The 19127-nt window shown below is 63.4% G+C and carries 14 protein-coding genes; 6 read left to right on the forward strand and 8 right to left on the reverse strand.

Translation table 11 applies throughout. The annotated features are described in order from the left end of the window. Positions 1 to 140 precede the first annotated feature (140 nt). From J3P88_RS18060 to J3P88_RS18085, 6 genes are all read left to right on the forward strand, one after another. Positions 141 to 1307, forward strand: coding sequence for a branched-chain amino acid ABC transporter substrate-binding protein (locus J3P88_RS18060; protein WP_434570721.1), 1167 nt, complete (start codon positions 141 to 143; stop codon positions 1305 to 1307). A gap of 26 nt (positions 1308 to 1333) precedes the next feature. Then, the gene (locus J3P88_RS18065; protein ID WP_434570723.1) at positions 1334 to 2338 is read left to right on the forward strand and encodes a YVTN family beta-propeller repeat protein; all 1005 of its coding nucleotides are present in this window, start codon (positions 1334 to 1336) and stop codon (positions 2336 to 2338) included. After that, positions 2335 to 3066 (forward strand): ABC transporter ATP-binding protein, encoded by a 732-nt coding sequence (locus J3P88_RS18070; protein ID WP_434570725.1) that lies wholly within the window; start codon positions 2335 to 2337, stop codon positions 3064 to 3066. Before J3P88_RS18065 ends, J3P88_RS18070 begins: the two co-directional genes overlap by 4 nt. Then, positions 3063 to 3854, forward strand: coding sequence for an ABC transporter permease (locus J3P88_RS18075; RefSeq protein WP_186731028.1), 792 nt, complete (start codon positions 3063 to 3065; stop codon positions 3852 to 3854). The genes J3P88_RS18070 and J3P88_RS18075 overlap by 4 nt, the downstream gene beginning before the upstream one ends. 266 nt (positions 3855 to 4120) lie before the next feature. Next, positions 4121 to 4654 (forward strand): PQQ-dependent catabolism-associated CXXCW motif protein, encoded by a 534-nt coding sequence (locus J3P88_RS18080; RefSeq protein ID WP_434570727.1) that lies wholly within the window; start codon positions 4121 to 4123, stop codon positions 4652 to 4654. Between the two features lie 57 nt (positions 4655 to 4711). Next, the gene (locus J3P88_RS18085; RefSeq protein ID WP_434570729.1) at positions 4712 to 5377 is read left to right on the forward strand and encodes a response regulator; all 666 of its coding nucleotides are present in this window, start codon (positions 4712 to 4714) and stop codon (positions 5375 to 5377) included. 170 nt (positions 5378 to 5547) lie between these two features. Here the strand turns inward: J3P88_RS18085 and nahK are convergent, their stop codons facing one another. The 8 genes from nahK to nosR form a co-directional block, all read right to left on the reverse strand. Further along, positions 5548 to 8190: a hybrid sensor histidine kinase/response regulator NahK/ErcS' gene (nahK, locus tag J3P88_RS18090; RefSeq protein WP_434570731.1), complete on the reverse strand. Its 2643-nt coding sequence runs from the start codon at positions 8188 to 8190 to the stop codon at positions 5548 to 5550. Further along, positions 8120 to 9277 carry a nitric oxide-sensing protein NosP gene (nosP, locus tag J3P88_RS18095; protein ID WP_411384821.1) on the reverse strand — a complete coding sequence of 386 codons (1158 nt, stop codon included), beginning with the start codon at positions 9275 to 9277 and terminating at the stop codon, positions 8120 to 8122. Before nosP ends, nahK begins: the two co-directional genes overlap by 71 nt. A gap of 1736 nt (positions 9278 to 11013) precedes the next feature. After that, complete coding sequence (locus tag J3P88_RS18100; protein ID WP_434570733.1) at positions 11014 to 11541, reverse strand: nitrous oxide reductase accessory protein NosL; 528 nt, start codon at positions 11539 to 11541, stop codon at positions 11014 to 11016. A 32-nt stretch (positions 11542 to 11573) separates the two neighbouring features. Next, entirely contained in the window at positions 11574 to 12404 is an 831-nt protein-coding gene (locus tag J3P88_RS18105) for an ABC transporter permease (protein ID WP_434570735.1), read from the reverse strand. Further along, a complete protein-coding gene (locus J3P88_RS18110) occupies positions 12401 to 13318 on the reverse strand; it encodes an ABC transporter ATP-binding protein (RefSeq protein ID WP_434570737.1) in 918 nt (305 codons plus the stop codon). The genes J3P88_RS18105 and J3P88_RS18110 overlap by 4 nt, the downstream gene beginning before the upstream one ends. After that, positions 13315 to 14628 (reverse strand): nitrous oxide reductase family maturation protein NosD, encoded by a 1314-nt coding sequence (locus J3P88_RS18115; RefSeq protein ID WP_434570739.1) that lies wholly within the window; start codon positions 14626 to 14628, stop codon positions 13315 to 13317. The genes J3P88_RS18110 and J3P88_RS18115 overlap by 4 nt, the downstream gene beginning before the upstream one ends. A gap of 25 nt (positions 14629 to 14653) precedes the next feature. Next, positions 14654 to 16573 carry a TAT-dependent nitrous-oxide reductase gene (gene nosZ / locus J3P88_RS18120; RefSeq protein ID WP_186710342.1) on the reverse strand — a complete coding sequence of 640 codons (1920 nt, stop codon included), beginning with the start codon at positions 16571 to 16573 and terminating at the stop codon, positions 14654 to 14656. A 53-nt stretch (positions 16574 to 16626) separates the two neighbouring features. Continuing rightward, complete coding sequence (gene nosR, locus J3P88_RS18125; RefSeq protein ID WP_434576531.1) at positions 16627 to 18777, reverse strand: transcriptional regulator NosR; 2151 nt, start codon at positions 18775 to 18777, stop codon at positions 16627 to 16629. Positions 18778 to 19127: the final 350 nt, after the last annotated feature.

Below are 19127 nucleotides of genomic sequence, written 5' to 3' on the forward strand. Positions count from 1 at the left end.
TCAATGACGATTGCCTTGCATCCTAAAACCCCGGCCGCCAAGGTGAGTTACTACCTTGGTACTGCCCCGGCGGTACTTTCTGCATATTTCCCCTTGGCCGTGGCCTTCCTATGCTGGCGCTACCCGCAATGGAGGACGTCATGCGCCGGCTCGTCAGTTACGCCCTGGTTTTTCTGCTGGCAGCGACAACCGCTCACGCCGGCGATGCCGCGCCGTTGCAAGTGCGTATCGGCTACCTGGGTTATCGCCCCGACCCGGGCCCGCTGCTCTCCAATGTCATCGCCGAACCGGCCGATGCCGGCTTGCGCGGCGCTGAGCTGGCGATCGTCGACAGCAACAGCACCGGGCGCTTCCTCAAGCACGACTACCGGCTGGAAAGCGCAAGCGTCGACACGCCCGAAGCCCTGCTCCAAGCCGCCCGAACCCAACACGACCAGGGCCTGCGGTTGTTCGTGGTCAACGCACCGGCCAGCAGCATGCGCGATCTCAGCGCCGCCCTGCCCGACAGCCTGCTGTTCAATGCTGGCAGCCCCGACGACAGCCTGCGCACCACCGACTGCCTGGGCAACGTGCTGCACAGCCTGCCCGACCGCGCCATGCTCGCCGATGCCCTCGTGCAGTTCAGCGTCGTGCGCAAATGGCAGCGGGCCTTGCTGGTCGTCGGCCAGATGCCCGAGGACCAGGCGTACGCCGCCGCATTGCGCCGGGCCATGAAACGCTTCGGCATGAAGACCGTCGCCGAGAAGGCCTGGCAGTTCGACAACGACCAGCGCCGCAGCGCCCAGGCCGACATGCCGCTGTTCACCCAGACCGCCGAGTACGACGTGGTGCTGGTGGCCGACGAACGCGGCGACTTCGGTGAATACCTGCCCTACCAGACCTGGTACCCGCGCCCGGTGGCCGGCACCCAAGGGCTGACGCCCACCGGCTGGCACAAGACCGTGGAAACCTACGGCGCGGCGCAGTTGCAAAAACGCTTCGAAGCCCTGGCCGGGCGCTGGATGAACGACCGCGACTTCGCCGCCTGGATCGCCGTGCGCAGCATCGCCGCCGCCGTGAGCAAACTGCGCCAGGACGACCCGTTCGCCATCCGCCAACTGGCCCTCAGCGACCAATTGCCGCTGGACGGTTTCAAGGGTCGCAAGCTCAGCTACCGGCCGTGGAACGGCCAACTGCGCCAGCCGATTCCCCTGGTCCAGCCCCGGGCCCTGGTCAGCACTTCGCCCCAGGACGGCTTCCTGCACCCTTCCAATGAAATGGACAGCCTGGGCTATGACCAGCCCGAAGTGAGCTGCCGTTACCCCTGATCGATAACAACAATAAGGAAACCGCCATGCACCGCGCCTTGATTTACCCGGCCCAGCTCCGCCCGACACGGCTATGCAAAGCCCTCGCCCTGGGCGCTGCGTTGCTCGCCGCCGGCCCCGCCGCCGCCAGCATCGCCTGGGTCTCCAACGAAAAAGACAACAGCCTGAGCCTGATCGACCTGCAGCGCCTGGAAGTCATCGAAACCCTGCCGGTAGGCCAGCGTCCCCGGGGCCTGCTGCTGTCCCATGACAATCGCCTACTGTACATCTGCGCCAGCGACTCGGACCGGGTCCAGGTGATGGACGTCGCCACCCGCAAGATCATCAAGGAACTGCCGTCCGGCAAGGACCCGGAGCAGTTCGCCCTGCACCCCAACGACCGCTGGCTCTACGTGTCCAACGAGGACGATGCCCTGGTCACGGTGATCGACACCCAGACCTCCGAAGTCCTGGGCCAGATCGGCGTGGGGGTCGAGCCCGAAGGCATGGCTGTCAGCCCCGACGGCAAGTGGGCGGTCAACACCAGTGAAACCACGAACATGCTGCACTGGATCGACACCAGTACCCAGACCCTGGCCGACAACACCCTGGTGGACCAGCGCCCGCGTTTCGTCGAATTCAATCGCGACGGCACGCAGCTCTGGGCCTCGGCGGAGATCGGCGGCACCTTGACCATCCTCGACGTCGCCACGCGCCAGGTACTCAAGACCTTGACCTTCCAGATCAAAGGCGTGCACCCGGACAAGGTCCAGCCGGTGGGCATCAAGCTCAGTGCCGACGGCACGCTGGCGTTCGTCGCCCTGGGTCCGGCCAACCATGTGGCGGTGATCGACGCCAAGACCTTCGAAGTGCTGGACTACCTGTTGGTGGGCCGGCGGGTCTGGCAACTGGCGTTCACCCCAGACCAGAAGCAACTGCTGGCGACCAATGGCGTCAGCGGCGATGTCTCGGTAATCGATGTAGAACGCCGCAAAGTCCTGAAGTCGGTGAAAGTCGGACGCTATCCATGGGGTGTGGTGGTGACGCCATGAACGCCCTGGAGGTCAGCGACCTGAGCTTCGCCTATGGCGCACGGGAAGCCCTCAAGCAGATGAGTTTCCGCCTGCCCGCTGGACGTTTCGCCGCGCTGCTGGGACCCAACGGTGCTGGTAAGTCGACGCTGATCGCCCTGCTCACCCGCCTGTACGACCTGCAGCGTGGCGAGATCCGCATCGGCGGTCATTCTCTGCAAAAATCTCCGCATCCGGCCTTGCGCCAGTTGGGTGTGGTGTTCCAACAAAGTACCCTGGACCTGGACCTGAGCATCGAACAGAACCTGCGCTACCACCTGGCGCTGCATGGTTTTTCCCGACGCCAGGGCAGCGTCCGCCTCGACGCCGAACTGACTCGCCAGCACCTGATCGAGCGGCGCCATGAACGGGTGCGCGACCTCAACGGCGGCCATCGGCGCCGGGTGGAAATCGCCCGGGCCCTGCTCCACGAACCGCGCTTGTTGCTGCTGGACGAACCCAGCGTCGGCCTCGATCCGACCAGCCGCCTCGCCCTCGGCCTGCACATCCGGCAACTGTGCCGCGAGCAAGGCATCAGCGTGCTCTGGACCACTCACCTGCTGGACGAAGTGCAGCCCAGCGATGACCTGTTGATCGTGCACCAGGGCCGCGTGGTCGCCAGCGGCCAGGCCGACGCGGTAAGCCAGGAACACGGCGGCACCCTCAGTTCGGCCTTCACCCATTTGACCGCTTCGGGAGCCCGGCCATGAGCGCGTATTGGCACTGTTTCAGCGGCATCGTCATGCGCGAATGGCTGCGCTTCGTGCTGCAACGCACCCGGCTGCTCAGCGCCCTGGTCCGGCCACTGCTGTGGCTGCTGGTGTTCGCCGCCGGCTTTCGCGCGGCACTGGGCATCGCCATCATCGCCCCCTACGACACCTACATCCCCTACGAGGTATACATCGTGCCGGGGCTGGCCTGCATGATCCTGTTGTTCAACGGCATGCAGGGCTCGCTGTCGATGGTCTACGATCGGGAAATGGGCAGCATGCGCGTGCTGCTTACCAGTCCCCTGCCCCGGGCGTTCCTGCTGGCGAGCAAGTTGCTGGCGACCTCGCTGATCTCGCTGTTGCAGGTCTATGCCTTTCTCGCCATCGCCTGGCTGTACGGCATCCAACCGCCGGCCATGGGCCTGCTGCTGGCCTTGCCGGCCCTGCTGTTGGTAGCGCTGATGCTCAGTGCCCTGGGCCTGTTGTTGTCCAATGCCATCCGGCAACTGGAGAACTTCGCCGGGGTGATGAATTTCGTGATCTTCCCGATGTTCTTCCTGTCCTCGGCGCTGTACCCGCTGTGGAAAATGCAGGAAGCCAGCCCGTGGCTGTACTGGCTCTGCGCGGTCAGCCCGTTCACCCATGGCGTGGAGTTGGTGCGTTATGCGCTGTATGAGCAGTTCAACCTGCTGGCGATGGCGGTGTGCGTGGGCTTGACCCTGGTGTTCGCGCTGTTGGCGGTGTGGACGTTCAATCCGCAGCATGCGGCGTTGCGCAAGGCCAGCTGAACTGCTCCGCACAAATCCCCCTGTGGGTGAACCTCCCTGTGGGAGCGAGCCTGCTCGCGATTGCGGTGGTTCAGCAAGTAAAAATGTGACTGGGGGACCGCTATCGCGAGCAGGCTCGCTCCCACAGAGACCGTGCATGACTTCAGGATCACACTTGTCTTAAAGACCGAAATTACTACTTTAGTACCGGTTTTCCTGTCTATGGTCGCATTCACAAGACCTCGACCCTGGCATGTAATGGGCGCATAACAAAAAGGATAAATCCTATGCCCCGTTTGCTGGCGATCCTCCTGCTGGGCCTGGCGCTGAATATCGCGCAGGCCGAGACCGCGCTGTTTTCAGCCCAGGGCTATCGCATCGCCCAATACCGCAGCCCGACGCCCACCACCGTCGACGGAGCCCAGACCCTCGACACCCAAACCCTGCAACGCCTGCTCGATCAAGCCCAGCCCCCGCTGCTGATCGACGTCTACCGTCGTCCATGGGTCCAGGGACGTTTCATCGACAACGAACCTCATGCCAACCTCCCCGGCAGTCTGTGGCTGGCCAATACCGGGGATGGCGATCTCGACCCGACCTGGCAGGACTACTTCAGCCATCACCTGCGCACGGCCACCGGCGGGCGGCTGGAGCGACCGCTGGTCTTTTATTGCCGCTCGGATTGCTGGCTGAGCTGGAACGCGGTAAAACGCGCCGCTGCCATGGGCTATAAGCATTTGTATTGGTACCGCGATGGCCTGGACGCCTGGGAGGCGGCGAACCTGCCCCTGCAAGCGGCGCGGCCCGAACCCTTTCCCTGAACGCAAGAAATGCGTGCAACTGCCCTGCCCCACACGACAATAACGAGGTGAATGGCCATGTATAAAATCCTGATAGCCGACGATCACCCACTGTTTCGCGAAGCCATCCACAACGTCATCAGCGACGGTTTTCCTGGCAGCAAGGTCATGGAGACCGCCGACCTCGACAGTGCCCTGGCGTTGACCGCCGAGCACGACGACCTGGACCTGATCCTGCTGGACCTGAACATGCCCGGCATGCACGGGCTCAATGGCCTGATCAACCTGCGCAACGAAGCACCAACGATCCCCGTGGTGATCGTTTCTGCCGAGCAGGACAAGCAAGTGGTGTTGCAGGCCATCACCTATGGCGCGGTGGGTTTCATCACCAAATCCTCGCCACGCTCGCAAATGACCGACGCCATCGAACAGATCCTCAACGGCAACGTGTACCTGCCGCCCGACATCATCCGCACGCAAAAAAGCCCGACGGGCCGCCGCCTGAACGAAACCCCGGCATTCCCACCGGAGCTGCTCCAGGCCCTGACCCGCAAGCAACTGCTGGTGCTCGAACGCATGACCAAGGGCGAGTCGAACAAGCAGATCGCCTACACCCTGGACATCGCCGAAACCACGGTCAAGGCCCACGTCTCGGCGATCCTGCGCAAGCTCAATGTGCACAACCGGGTGCAGGCGATCCTCAGTGCCGGGGATATTGATTTCGGGGCTTATTTGCGGCGTTGATCAGCTGAACACTATAGGGACAGGTGTACACCCCCGTGGCGAGGGAGCTTGCTCCCGCTGGGCTGAAGCAGCCCCATTCTGAACAAGCCTGACACACCGAGGTGTCTGGATTTTGGGGCCGCTTCGCGCCCCAGCGGGAGCAAGCTCCCTCGCCACAAAAGCCGTTCGGTTCAATGGCCCTGGGATTGGCCTAGCAGATGACTCATCGCAATCTTGAGTTTCATCGGCCGCACCGGCTTGTGCATCAGGGTGTGGCCGCGCTCGCGGATCTGCTGCTTGAGTTCGTTGCTGTAGTTGGCGGTGATCATCATGGCCGGGATCGGTGAGGCCCGGCGGGCGTTGATCCGGGCCACGGCGTCCACACCGTTCTGATCGTGGTCCAGGTGATAATCGGCGATCAGCAGGTCGGCCTCGGCGTGGTAGTTGTCCACTTGGCGGGCCAGGTCCTGCTCCGACAACGCCGTCACCACCTGGCAACCCCAGCCCTCCAGCAAGGTGCGCATGCCGGCGCAGATCGCCGCATCGTTATCCAGCACCCAGACCCGTGCCCCCCGCAGTTTTTCCAGCATCGGCTCACTCATGTCCAGGCACGGCAACGGCTTGGGTGCGGTGGCGCTCAGTGGCACGTCGATGGCGAACATCGAGCCCTTGCCCGGCCAGGAGCGCACCTGGATCCGGTGTCCGAGGATCCCGGCGATTTTCTCGACAATCGCCAGGCCCAGGCCCAACCCACGGTCCTGGTTCGGGCGCTGGACGTCGCCGCGCTTGAATTCCTGGAATATTTCCTCCAAGCGATTCTCGGCAATGCCGATGCCGCTGTCCCAGACTTGGATCGACACGCGCTGGCGATACCTCCGGCAGCCCAGCACCACCCGACCGCTGGGGGTGTAGCGAATGGCATTGCTCAGCAGGTTGCGCAGGATCCGCGCGAGCAATTGCATGTCGCTGCGCACCAGCACCGAACAGCCGACATAGTGCAGCTCCAGCCCTTCGCTGCGGGCGATCTGGGCGTATTCGGCGGCCAGGTTGTCCAGCAACTCGCTAAGGCCGAACGGCGCGACATCGGCCTTGATCACCCCGGCGTCCAGCTTGGAAATGTCCACCAGGGTGCCCAGCAGGTTCTCGACGTCCTGCAGCGAATTGCTGACGTTGCGCACCAATTGCGCGTTGGCCACCGGCTCGCGACGTTCGAGCAGGGCACTGGTGAACAAGCGTGCGGCGTTGAGCGGTTGCAGCAGGTCATGGCTGACCGCTGCGAGAAACTTGGTCTTCGACAGGTTGGCTTGCTCAGCCTCGCGCTTGGCCTCCCGCAGGCGCAATTCCACTCGGCTGCGCTCGTCGATCTCCCGCAGCAACTGGTCGTTGAGGGTGGTCAGTTCGGCCGTGCGCTCCTGGACTCGCTGTTCCAGGTTCTGGTAAGCCTGGTGCAATGCCTCGGCGGTGCGGCGGCGTTCGGTGATGTCGCGGATCAGCACGAAGATCCCGACCACTTCGCCGTTGGCCAGGCGGTTCGGCACGTAGGAGCGCAGCATGTAGCGCTCCTGGTTGTTGATGTTGGTCTCGGCGAATTCGAAGGTGACGCTCTCGCCCGCCAATGCCCGGGCCACGTAGGCTTCCAGGCGCTGGTAATGCTGCTCGCTGTGGGCTTCACGCAGGCTCTGGCCGAGCATCACGCCACGGGGCCAGCAATACCACTGCTCATAGACCTTGTTGGTGAATTCGTAGACCAGGTCGGCGTTGAGGTAGGCGATCAGCGCCGGCACATGGTCGGTGATCAGGCGGATCCAGCGCTCGCTTTCGCTCAGTGCCTCGGCGTGCTGGTAGCGCTCGGTGATGTCAGTAAACGTGTTGACGTAGCCGCCGGTGGGCAATGGATGCGTGCGGATTTCCAAGACGCGGCCATCGGACAGGCGCTGCTCGCATTCATGGATCAACCGGCCGTTGCTGTCGCGACTGGCCGGGGTCAGCAGCTGCAGTTCACTGTCGCCGATCACTTCGTTGAAGGGCCGGTGGGCCGCCACCGGGGCCAGGCCACTGAGTTCAAGGAAGCGCCGGTTCCACAGCTCCAGCACACCTTGGGCATTGACCATCGCCACACCCTGGGACAGGTTGTCCACCGCCCGCTGCAACAGGTGGGACTTCTGCGCGATGGCCTGCTCGCGGAGCACGGTTTCGCTGAGCTTGACGTCGGTGATGTCAGTAAACAGGATCACTCGCCCGCCTTCCTGGGTCGGCCGCTCGCTGACTTGCAGCCAGCGTCCGTCCTGCAAGCGATACAACACATGCTCGTCGGCCTGGCCGCGGGGCTCTTCGCTGAACAAGCCGTTGGCGGTCATCAAGCGCTTGACCTCGGAAAGACGCATCCCGGCGATGATGCGCACCCGACTGTTGGCCCAGAAGGCCTTGAAGCGGCTGTTGAACAGGACGATGCGTTGCTGCTCGTCGAACAGCACAAACGCATCGGAGATGCTCTCGATGGCGTCGATCAGGTGCCGGTGGGCAGTTTCCGCCCGCAGTCGCGCCTCGCCCAGCAAGTGATTGCCGGCCTTGAGCTCGGCCATGGCCTGGTTCAGCGCGTCGGTGCGCTCACGCACCTGCTCGGCCAGCACCACCGAGTGCTGGAACGCCGCATAGGGGTCGTTGCCGCGGGTCACGCCGGACTCCACCCGCTCGATCAGCGCCGCGTTGATGCGCCGCAACTTGCGGTTTTCGTGTTGCAGGCTGGCGAGCTGGACCTGCAGGTCAGCGATGGCCGGGAACGCGATGTCGGGCAATGGCAACTCCGGTGAACGTCTGGTTGATGTGCATGCCATTGAACTGTTCTCCATAGGTGTTGAACCCCATCACCCGTTGTTCGCGCAGGAATTCGCCGATCTGTTCCAGGCCGCCGCGGTCTTCCAGCTCCAGGCGCCGCAGGAAGCAATCGCAGCCGATGGTCAGCAGCAAGTCGCCGAGGCGTGCCTGCAAACCGTCGAACAGTGTTTGCAGGTTGTGCAGCAAGGGACCGGGCGTCATCGCGGTGAGGACGATGCCGTTCTCCACCGCACAGTAGAAACTCAGGCTCAGGTCCGGGTGCACCTGCTGGATCGCCCGCACGTAGTACTGGTCGTTGATCCGCACCGCCAGGGGATGGGCGGCGAAGACTCGGTAGTCGAGGGCGCTCACTGGGACGCCGATGTGCCGGGCGTATTCCTCGGCGGCGGGTTCGGCGTTGAGCTCATAGACCCGGCGCGAAGCACTGTCGGCGCCGGTCACCACCAGTTTCTCGTCCCGGGGCAGGATGTGGTGGGTGGTGAAGACCTCGAACTCCAGCCAGGTGTTGATCAGCACCACCACGGCCGCGCCACTGTGGAACTGGCCTTCGAAGTAGACGTGGGTGTGGGTCAGGTAGTTGTCATCGCCGGCCGAGCCGCCGAAATGCGGGATATCCCCCAACGCGGCGCTCAAGGCCGCCAGCACCATTTCCTCGCGGCTGGACAGGCCGTCGAGCAGGGTCAGGGCGAAACTGTGGCCCTTGATCGGCGCCAAGGCGTTGCTGCGACAGCCGCTGGCCAGGCGCTCGACCATTTGCTGGGCGTCGATCAGGCTGAAGTGCTCCATTTCACCGATCAGCTCGGCGGCAATGGAAAAGTGTCGATGATCGAACCCCACCGCCGTCACGCAGTTGCGACCGTAGCCCTGGGCGGTGATTTCCCCGGCGCTGGTGCAGCCCACCAGGCGAATCCCGCCGAAACTCTGGGACAGCGCCTGGCCCAGGGCCGGCAAGTCGTATTCGGCGGAACAGAAAAACAGCACGAAACCCAGGTGCGGGTGCAACAACTGCCGCGCCAGCGCCTGGGCCACCTGCTGGACGTCGGTCGCCTGGGACATGGCGCTCACCACACCTTCGCTCTGCTGCATCATCGCCTCCGGCGGGTGCGTGATAGGAGCCCTGAGTGTACGAAGCCGCGCCGGGGCGACGAATGCTACTTGGGTAGTGGGTGGACACTTCCATGGGATGAGAAGGTGATGCGCACCGCGCGCCCTCCTCCTGGTTTGGAATACCTTTGTGGCGAGGGAGCTTGCTCCCGCTGGGGCGCGAAGCGCCCCCATGAGGCTGACGACACCAGCCCGACACACCGCGGCGCCTGGCCTTGGGGCTGCTGCGCATCCCAGCGGGAGCAAGCTCCCTCGCCACAACAGCCGTTCAGCCGTGTTTCAGGGGCTGTCGATCGTTCCCTCGCTCCTGCGTGGGAATGTCGCCAGGGACGCTCCGCGTTCCACTTCTTCAAAAACTAAACTCCCCATCCGTGAGCACACCCGGACGTCCAGCAAGATGAAGGCCGCTTTTGTGGCGAGGGAGCTTGCTCCCGCTGGGGTGCGAAGCGCCCCCATGAGGCTGACGACACCAGCCCGACACACCGCGGCGCCTGGCCTTGGGGCTGCTGCGCATCCCAACGGGAGCAAGCTCCCTCGCCACAACAGCCGTTCAGCCGTGTTTCAGGGGCTGTCGATCGTTCCCTCGCTCCTGCGTGGGAATGTCGCCAGGGACGCTCCGCGTTCCACTTCTTCAAAAACTAAACTCCCCATCCGTGAGCACACCCCGACGTCCAGCAAGATGAAGGCCGCTTTTGTGGCGAGGGAGCTTGCTCCCGCTGGGGCGCGAAGCGCCCCCATGAGGCTGACGACACCAGCCCGACACACCGCGGCGCCTGGCCTTGGGGCTGCTGCGCATCCCAGCGGGAGCAAGCTCCCTCGCCACAACAGCCGTTCAGCCGTGTTTCAGGGGCTGTCGATCGTTCCCTCGCTCCTGCGTGGGAATGTCGCCAGGGACGCTCCGCGTTCCACTTCTTCAAAAACTAAACTCCCCATCCGTGAGCACACCCCGACGTCCAGCAAGATGAAGGCCGCTTTTGTGGCGAGGGAGCTTGCTCCCGCTGGGGCGCGAAGCGCCCCCATGAGACTGACGACACCAGCCTGACACACCGCGGCGCCTGGCCTTGGGGCTGCTGCGCATCCCAGCGGGAGCAAGCTCCCTCGCCACAACAGCCGTTCAGCCGTGTTTCAGGGGCTGTCGATCGTTCCCTCGCTCCTGCGTTGGAATGTCGCCAGGGACGCTCCGCGTTCCACTTCTTCAAAAACTAAACTCCCCATCCGTGAGCACACCCGGACGTCCAGCAAGATGAAGGCCGCTTTTGTGGCGAGGGAGCTTGCTCCCGCTGGGGCGCGAAGCGCCCCCATGAGGCTGACGACACCAGCCCGACACACCGCGGCGCCTGGCCTTGGGGCTGCTGCGCATCCCAGCGGGAGCAAGCTCCCTCGCCACAACAGCCGTTCAGCCGTGTTTCAGGGGCTGTCGATCGTTCCCTCGCTCCTGCGTGGGAATGTCGCCAGGGACGCTCCGCGTTCCACTTCTTCAAAAACTAAACTCCCCATCCGTGAGCACACCCGGACGTCCAGCAAGATGAAGGCCGCTTTTGTGGCGAGGGAGCTTGCTCCCGCTGGGGCGCGAAGCGCCCCCATGAGGCTGACGACACCAGCCCGACACACCGCGGCGCCTGGCCTTGGGGCTGCTGCGCATCCCAGCGGGAGCAAGCTCCCTCGCCACAAAAAGCGGTTCGGTGCTGGCAATAGAGCGGTTCGGTACGCGGGCAATATCAGTGGTTCATCGGCGCCATGGCGCTCACCTGCCCCAGCAGTTTCTGGTCGATGTCTTCCAGGCGCAGCACCCGGCCGCCGGTATCGCTCGCCAGTTTTTCTGCCGCCTGGGGATCGGAGTACGAAGCCAATACCACGCCCATGGCGCCTTTGAGCCCGCTGCCAATGACGAAGTACGCAGTACGGGCGTCGATCAGATGGGCATCATCCGGCGCATCCCAATGGCTGCGCCCCATGTCGTGGACATACAGCTTGACGTCGGCCCGATGGTTTTCCGGCTGCAACCACCAACCCAGCATTTCCGCCGGCGAGCAGAACTTCTTCACGCCTCCTGTCCCGACCGCCGCGCCCTTGGGCCCGGGAAAGTCAGTGATGACCATGCCGCACACATGGCACTCATCACTGGAATGGAACGCCAGCGCCGCCTCGCTGGCCGCAAGTGGCTCGGCCTTGTCGCACGCCGCCAACGCCAGGCACATCAATAACCCGGCCAAGAGGCGGCCCGTCTTCAAAGACACTCTATTCATCGTTGCATGCTCCCTTGATCAAGATCAGACATTCACGGGCACCGGCGATTGAACAACCGATAGGCCAGCCACAACGGGATTGCCATCCACAGGCCCAGGCACAACCAGAGCAAAGGCGCCGACACCGGCAAATCGCTGCCCAGGGTCAACACCGCGGCACCGCTGGAAGCCGCATCGAACCCAGTTAGGTTGATCAGCCGATACACGTCCGTAGGATTGAACAGCAGCAACCATGGCAGCAGCTCCGGGCTGAACCGCCCCTCGCTCAGCACCAGCAGCGCCAGCAAGGCCAGGTCGAACACCAGCACGAAGAAAAACCACACCCCGAGCGCCAATCCGGCGGCGGTGGATTTCTCTGCCGACACGCTGCTCAGCACATAGGCCAGCCCGAGGAACACCCAGCCCAGCAGCGTGCTGGACAACATGAACCGGCCGAAGGCCCAGAGCAGCAGGCTCAACTGAACATCGTCCACCAACAGAGCGATGGCCAGCATCGCGCAGCCAAAGCCGATGAAGGTGGCCAGGGCCAGGATCAAGCCGTGCCCGACAAACTTGCCCAGCAGCAATTGACCGCGCCCCAACGGGTAGGTCAGCAACAGCAGCAGCGTGCCGTTCTCGTCCTCGCCGACAATCGCGTCGTAGGCCAGCAGCAAGGCAATCAGCGGCATCAGGAACGTCGCCAGGCTGGACAGGCTCGCCACCGTGGCGGGCACCGAGGTAAACCCCAACTGACCGGATGCCGCCGCGCCGAGCCAGGCGATGCCGATCGCCAACACCGCGAACAACAGGCTGATCGCCAACAACCAGCGATTGCGCAGGCCATCGCTGAATTCCTTGCGGGCCATGTTCCAGACCGGGTTCATAGGCTGGCCTCCTCGGCGGCGGCACAGACCATGTAATGACGGTACAGATCCTCCAGGGACGGCGGCTTGATCTCGACATCCGTCGGGTCGTCCTGGGCCAGCAACTGGCGCAGCAATTTCAGTTTGCTGCCGTCCGGCGCGGACACCTGCACCCCTTCCGCGCCCCAGCCCTGGGTGGCATGCCCTTCGCTGCGCCAATGCTGGCGAAGCCAGTCGGCCCGTGACAGGCCCGAGGCGCGGATCAGCGTCGGCAGCCCGGCGTCCTCCCGCAGCCGGGCCAGGCTGCCCAGGGCCAACAGCCGACCCCGGGTAAGAATCGCGGCGCGGTTGATGTGCGCTTCCACCCCCGGCAACACGTGCGAGCAGAGAATGATGCTGGTGCCCTGCCAACGCAGGCGGTCGAGCAGTTGATAGAGGTCCTGGGTGGCGATGGGGTCCAGGCCCACGGTCGGTTCGTCCAGCAATAACAAACGCGGCTGGCCGAGCAGCGCCTGGGCCAGGCCGAGGCGCTGGCGCATGCCCTTGGAATAGGTCCTCACGCGCCGCCTGGCGGCGCTCGCCAGCCCCACTTCCTCCAGCAGACGCTCCACCTGCTCCGGTGCCGCGCCTTTGAGCCGGGCGAAATGGCGCAAGGTTTCCAGCCCGCTCAACTGCGGGTAGAACATCACGTTCTCGGGCAGATAACCGAGCATCTGCCGCACACTCGGGTCGCTGGGTGCGCGACCGAAGACACGCACCTCCCCCTCGCTGGCCCGCAGCAAACCGAGGATCAACTTCATGGTGGTGGTCTTGCCCGCACCGTTGTGCCCGAACAACCCGAGCACCTCGCCTTGGGCCAGGGTCAAGTCCAGCCCGCGCAGCACGGCGACATTGCCATAACGCTGGCTGACCCCTTCGATCTCGACGACGTTCAAGACGCGTTCTCCTGGGCACTGTTGCGTGGTGGGGGCTGGACAGGGGTTTCCATCAGCGGATGGCTGTCCATCACCCCGGGAGATTTCATCACCGGGAAGGCCCGCTGCACCCAGCGCAGCAGTTCGATCCCCGGACTGTTCATCAACAACCGCACCTGGGGATACAGCCACAGCAGGCGATCGACGTTGTCGTTGGGTTCATAGGCCACATCCCCCAGGCCGTCGCCGTTGCGATCCCAACCCAGGTAATCGCTCCAATAATTGCCGCGCCCGTCCGCCGACCACTCCTGCAACCGCGTGGCCACGTATTTGACCTGGCGCTGGTTGTGGACGAAGGCATTGCCGGCGATGCGGTTGTCCTCCGAGCCGGCCGTCAGGTGGATGCCCACGGCGCTGCGCTCGAAATGGTTGCCTTCGATGCGGTTGAACAACGAGTTGTAGATGAACAGGGCCTTGCCCTCGGCGCCGCTGATCATGGTGTCGCCGGTGGACCCGTCGCGCACGTCGCTGACGAAGTTGTCGCGCAGGGTGGAATAAGTGATGTAGTTCATCAGGATCCCGTAGTTCTGGTCCTGTTCGGAGCGATTGCCGATCACCGTCAATTGGCGGCTTTGCATCAAGGCATAACCGGTGCGGGTACGCCGGGTGACGTTGTCCAGCAGGCGGTTATCGTTGGCGAACATGTAATGCACGCCGTAGCGCAGATCCTCCAGCGTATTGCCCTGGAGCAGGTTGCCATTGGAGGTGTCGATGTAGATGCCGTCACGGGTTTCGCGCACCTGATTACCGATGACCCGGGCGCCGTACACCGCATACAAATGGATGCCATTGCCTCGGTCCTGGGAGCGCAGGCTGGGGTCGCCCTGGATGCGGTTGTCGATCAGGCTGACGTCCCGCGTGCCATCGACCCAGATGCCGAAGCCCTGGCCTTGCATCCGATTACCGCGCACCACGGCGCCTGTTGCCCCGGGCTGGATGAACACGGCGGCGTTCATGGCCGTAAGGTCGTGGCCCCAGTCCAGGAAGGTGCAGCCCTGGACCTGCACGTTTGGCGCGCGAATGATCAAGCCATTGCCCTCGCCTTGCGCCTCGAATACCGCCTCTGGTGCGCAAGTGAGCGTCATCGGCTGATCGATACTGAACGAGCCTTGGTAGTGCCCCGCAGGCAGGCGCCAGTGCTGCTCGCCCTCAGCCTGCAAAGGCAGATTCGTCATCGGTTGCGGCGCGCCGAACGCACCGCCCGACAGCAGGCAGGACACCAGGGCAATGACCGGTCGACGAACGTTTGCTTGCTGCGTTTTCCCGGTCATTGCGCCTGTCTCCTTGATGAATGACTCAGGCTTTCTCAACCAGCATGCGTCCGACCATTTCCATGTGCAGCGCGTGGCAGAACCAACTGCAGTAGTACCAATGCAAGCCGGCCTTGTCGGCGGTGAAGGTGATGGATGAGGTCTGTTGCGGGCTGATCTCCATGCTGGCGCCGTGGTTGGTCATGACAAAACCGTGGGACACGTCTTCGATCTGGTCGATGTTGGTGATGGTCACGGTCACCTCGTTGCCTTGCTTGACGGTGAACTCCGTCAGGCCATAGGCCGGCGCCATCGAGGTCATGTACACCCGCACCTTATTGCCGTCGCGGATGACCTTGTTGTCGGTTTCGAGGTTGATGCCGTCCTTCTTCGCCAGGGCCACGGTGTCGGCGAAGAACGGATCGTTGCGGTTCCAGATTTTCTGGGTCTTGATCTGGTCGCGCCGCGCGAGAATGCAGTCATGGGGTTCGGCGAAGGCCGGGCCGTCGTGCACCAGCTTCATCTCTTCACCGGAAATGTCGATCAGCTGATCGTTCTCCGGGTGCAACGGGCCGGTGGGCAGGAAGCGGTCCTTGGAGAATTTGCACAACACCACCAGCCACTTGCCGTCCGCCTCGCTGGTTTCGGTGAGGGACGCATGGTTGTGGCCCGGCTGGTACTGGACGTCGAGTTTCTGCTTGATGTAGTTGACCTTCTCGCCCTTGTAGGCGCGGATGGCTTCGTCCATGTTCCACTTCACCACCTGGCTGTCGATGAACAAGGTCGTGTAGGCGTTGCCGCGCCCGTCGAACGTGGTGTGCAGCGGCCCCAGCCCCAATTCGGGCTCGGCGACGATCACTTCGCGCGGATCCTTGTAACGGTCATTGAACAAATCATCAAGACGGTCGATGGCGATCATCGAGACCGTGGGCGACAACTTGCCGTTGGCGATGAAGTACTTGCCGTCCGACGAGGTATTGAGCCCGTGGGGGTTCTTCGGCACCGGAATGTAGCGAGTGAACTCGGAGTCCTTGCCGTCGGTCTTGCGGCCATCGACCACCGGCACCTTGGAACCGTCCAGGGTGATGAATTTGCCGGCCTTGATTGCCGCCTCGATCCGCGGGATGTTGAACACCACCACCCAGTCGCGCTCGTTGCGCATCATGCCGCCCAGGTCGTAGGCCTTCTCGGAGTTGTAGCAGGTGCTGGCGGCGTATTTGCCGGTGTAGTCGGCGTCGGAGTTGTCCAGGTTGCCGTCGACGATCACCTGGAAGGCCATTTCCATTTTTTCGGCATCAATGGCGTTGAACATCGTGAAGCTGTTTTTGTCCTGCAGGTCGAAGGTATGGCCGTCGTTGGGGTGCGGGATCACGAACTCGGCGTTGGCGAACACGTACTTGGTGTACGGCACCTTCTGCAGGCGCAGGCCGTGGATGGCCTGGACGTTGGGCACGGTGAGGATCTTGTCGCACTTCATGATGTCCAGGCGAATGCGCGCGACCCGGGAGTTGGCCTTGTCATTGATGAACAGGTATTTGCCGTCGTACTTGCCGTCGGTCATGGAGATGTGCGGGTGGTGGCAGTCGCCGTTCTGGTATTTGGCGCTGTCACCGAGGATGCGCTTGCTCTCGTTGGTTAGGCCCCAGCCGGTGGCCGAATCGACGTTGAACACCGGGATGCGCATCAGCTCGCGCATCGACGGCACACCCAGCACCCGCACCTCGCCTTGGTGGCCGCCGCTCCAGAACCCGTAGTATTCGTCCAACTCACCGGGCCCGACGTGGATCTTGGACTTGGCTTCCTTGGCCGCCGCTGCCCAGGACTCGCGGGTGAACGTCCCGGCGCCCAGCGCCGTGGCGCCGGCCAGCACCGCGCCCGTCACCGCACCGGTGCCGAGAAAACTGCGCCGGCTGACACCCCGGGGCGCTTCCACCGCGCCAGGGACTTGGTCTTTTTTGTCGCTCATGCTGTGTGCTCCATGAAGAATGAAACGGTCAAGGGACAGGCCATTGGGGTGCCTCAAGGCGCCGGGTTCACCTGCACCACGGGAATCAGTTGCGCATCGGTCACGGTCGCCTTGCCGCGCTTCTTGCGCTTGTTGATCAGCGGTGGGCATTTGTTTTCGTTGTGCCAGGTCATCTGGCAGTCGAGGCAGTAGTGGCATTCGTTGGCGTTGATCCGGCCATCGGGATGGATCGCCTGGATCTCGCATTCCTTGGCGCACAGTTGGCAGGGGTTGCCACATTCCTTGCGGCGCTTGAGCCAGTCGAACAAGCGCAGGCGGGTCGGCATCGCCAAGGCGGCGCCCAGCGGGCAGACGTAGCGGCAATAGACTTTGCGGGTAAAGACATTGATCACCAGCAGGCCCGCTGCGTATGCCACGAACCACCACTGGCGGTCGAACTTGAGGGTGATGGCGGTCTTGAACGGCTCCACTTCGGCCAGCCGTTCGGCGCTGGACATCGACTCCAGCGAGACGCCGAACAGCACCAGCAAAATGATGTACTTGATCGCCCACAGCCGCTCATGCACGGCGAACGGCAGCTCGTATTGGGGCACCTTGAGCTTGCGCGCCAGTTCGTTGATCAGCTCCTGCAACGCGCCGAACGGACACAGCCAGCCGCAGAACACCCCGCGTCCCCACAACAGAATGCTGCCGGCGGTGAACACCCAGAGGATGAAGATCAGCGGATCGGTGAGGAACAGTTCCCAGCGAAAGCCTTCGAACAGGGCGTGGACGAAGGTCAGCACGTTGACCACTGACAACTGCGCCAGCGCAAAGCCGCCCAGGAACACCACGGTGAATACCAGGTAACCGCGACGTACCCAGTGCAACAACGTGGGCCGCCGGGCCAGTGAATCCTGGAAAAACAGGATCGCGGTGAGGACCAGCAACGCCGCACCCAACACCGAAATCTCCACGTTTTTCTGGTACCAGAGTGTCAACCACATTGGCCGGCTGGCTTCTTCGGCGGCCGCCAGTTGCTCGGCGGTGGGCAATGGCCGTTCCAGGTAGGGTTCGGGCAGTTGATAGGCCAGCTCGAAACTGCTGAAGGTGCCGCTGACCGGACCGGTCTGGCGGCGCACCAGCAGCTCCAGGTTCCAGGGCGAGCCGGGGTCGAAACGGTGGGCGGCACGGATGATGAAAATCGCCATTTCATCGAAGTCCGGCATGTCATCAAGGGCCACATCATTCAGGCGCTGGAAATCCAGGTCGCGAAAACTGATGGTGTCGCCGGACTGACGCAACTGCACCCGGTCGAAAATGCCGCCGCGCACGTAACCCGAGCCCTTGAAGGAATAACGACCACTGCCCATCACTGCGATGGCTTGCTCGCCCGGCTTGAGCTCGGCCATCAGCGTGCGGTATTGCGCCTCGCCCAGCAGGTTTCGGCCAATGGAGGGTGGGTTGAGGTGGGTGGCGTAGAGGTCGATGAAGGTGTCATTCACCTGCTCGCCGCTGGCGGTCTCGACCTGTTCGGCTTCGGTGCCCTTGAAGGACGCATCGACCTGGCCACGGGTCAGGTGCAGGCGACGGACCGCGCCGTTGCCCGCCAAGGTCTTCCAGTCGGCAGCCTCGTAGATATCCGCGCGCACCCGCGCCGGTGCCACGGCCAACCCCGCATCGCCCTTGACCAGGCCGAGGGACACCGCGACATCGTGGGCGGCGCGCATGATCACTTCGTTGACCACCATGGCCGTCACCGTGGCGCCGGCGATCGCATCGACCGTCACCGCATTCGGGTCGCTGGAATGCCCTACCACCACTCGCTGGTTGACCTTGATGCCGCTGTAGCGCGCGCTGAAGCCGTGGAGTTTTTCTTCGGCGATGCCGATCAGCAGGATCGGTTCGTGGTGTTCAAGCACATAGGCGTCGAGAATCACCCCGGTAGGATCGAGAATGACCTGGACGTTGATCGGCTTGCCGGAATACGCCGGAATGTCCACCACATCCAGGCTCTGGAACACGTAGCCCGCGACCTTGCCAGCGGCGGACAGCTTGCGAACCTTGAAGGGACCGTCGGGTTCGGAGATCGAATCGACCGAGCCCAGGACGTGGTGGATGCGTTGTTGCGGGAGGTCACCGTAGTCCTTGGCCTGGACGATTCCAGCGAACATCAGCAGTAGAACGAACAGCCCGGGGAGCCAGGAGCGGGATAGGTGTAACATCACAGAGGAACGGGTCATGAGCGCCAGGGCTTGAAGACAGGATCTTGGCGATCATTGTGGGGCCCGCCCGTGGCTTGGGCCCTTGATTGAAATCAACTCGGGAAAACTAAACGCCGAATCCGAGAGCAGACACGAATGTCCAGCAAATGAAGGCCGCTTTTGTGGCGAGGGAGCTTGCTCCCGCTGGGGCGCGAAGCGCCCCCCCATGAAGCGGCCCACATCAACCTGACACACCGTGGCGCCTGGCCTTGGGGCTGCTGCGCAGCCCAGCGGGAGCAAGCTCCCTCGCCACAACAGCCGTTCAGCTGTGTGTCAGGGGCTGTCGATCGTTCCCTCGCTCCTGCGTGGGA

The organism is Pseudomonas sp. Z3-6 (genome assembly GCF_051131985.1).
Classification (GTDB): domain Bacteria; phylum Pseudomonadota; class Gammaproteobacteria; order Pseudomonadales; family Pseudomonadaceae; genus Aquipseudomonas; species Aquipseudomonas zanjanensis.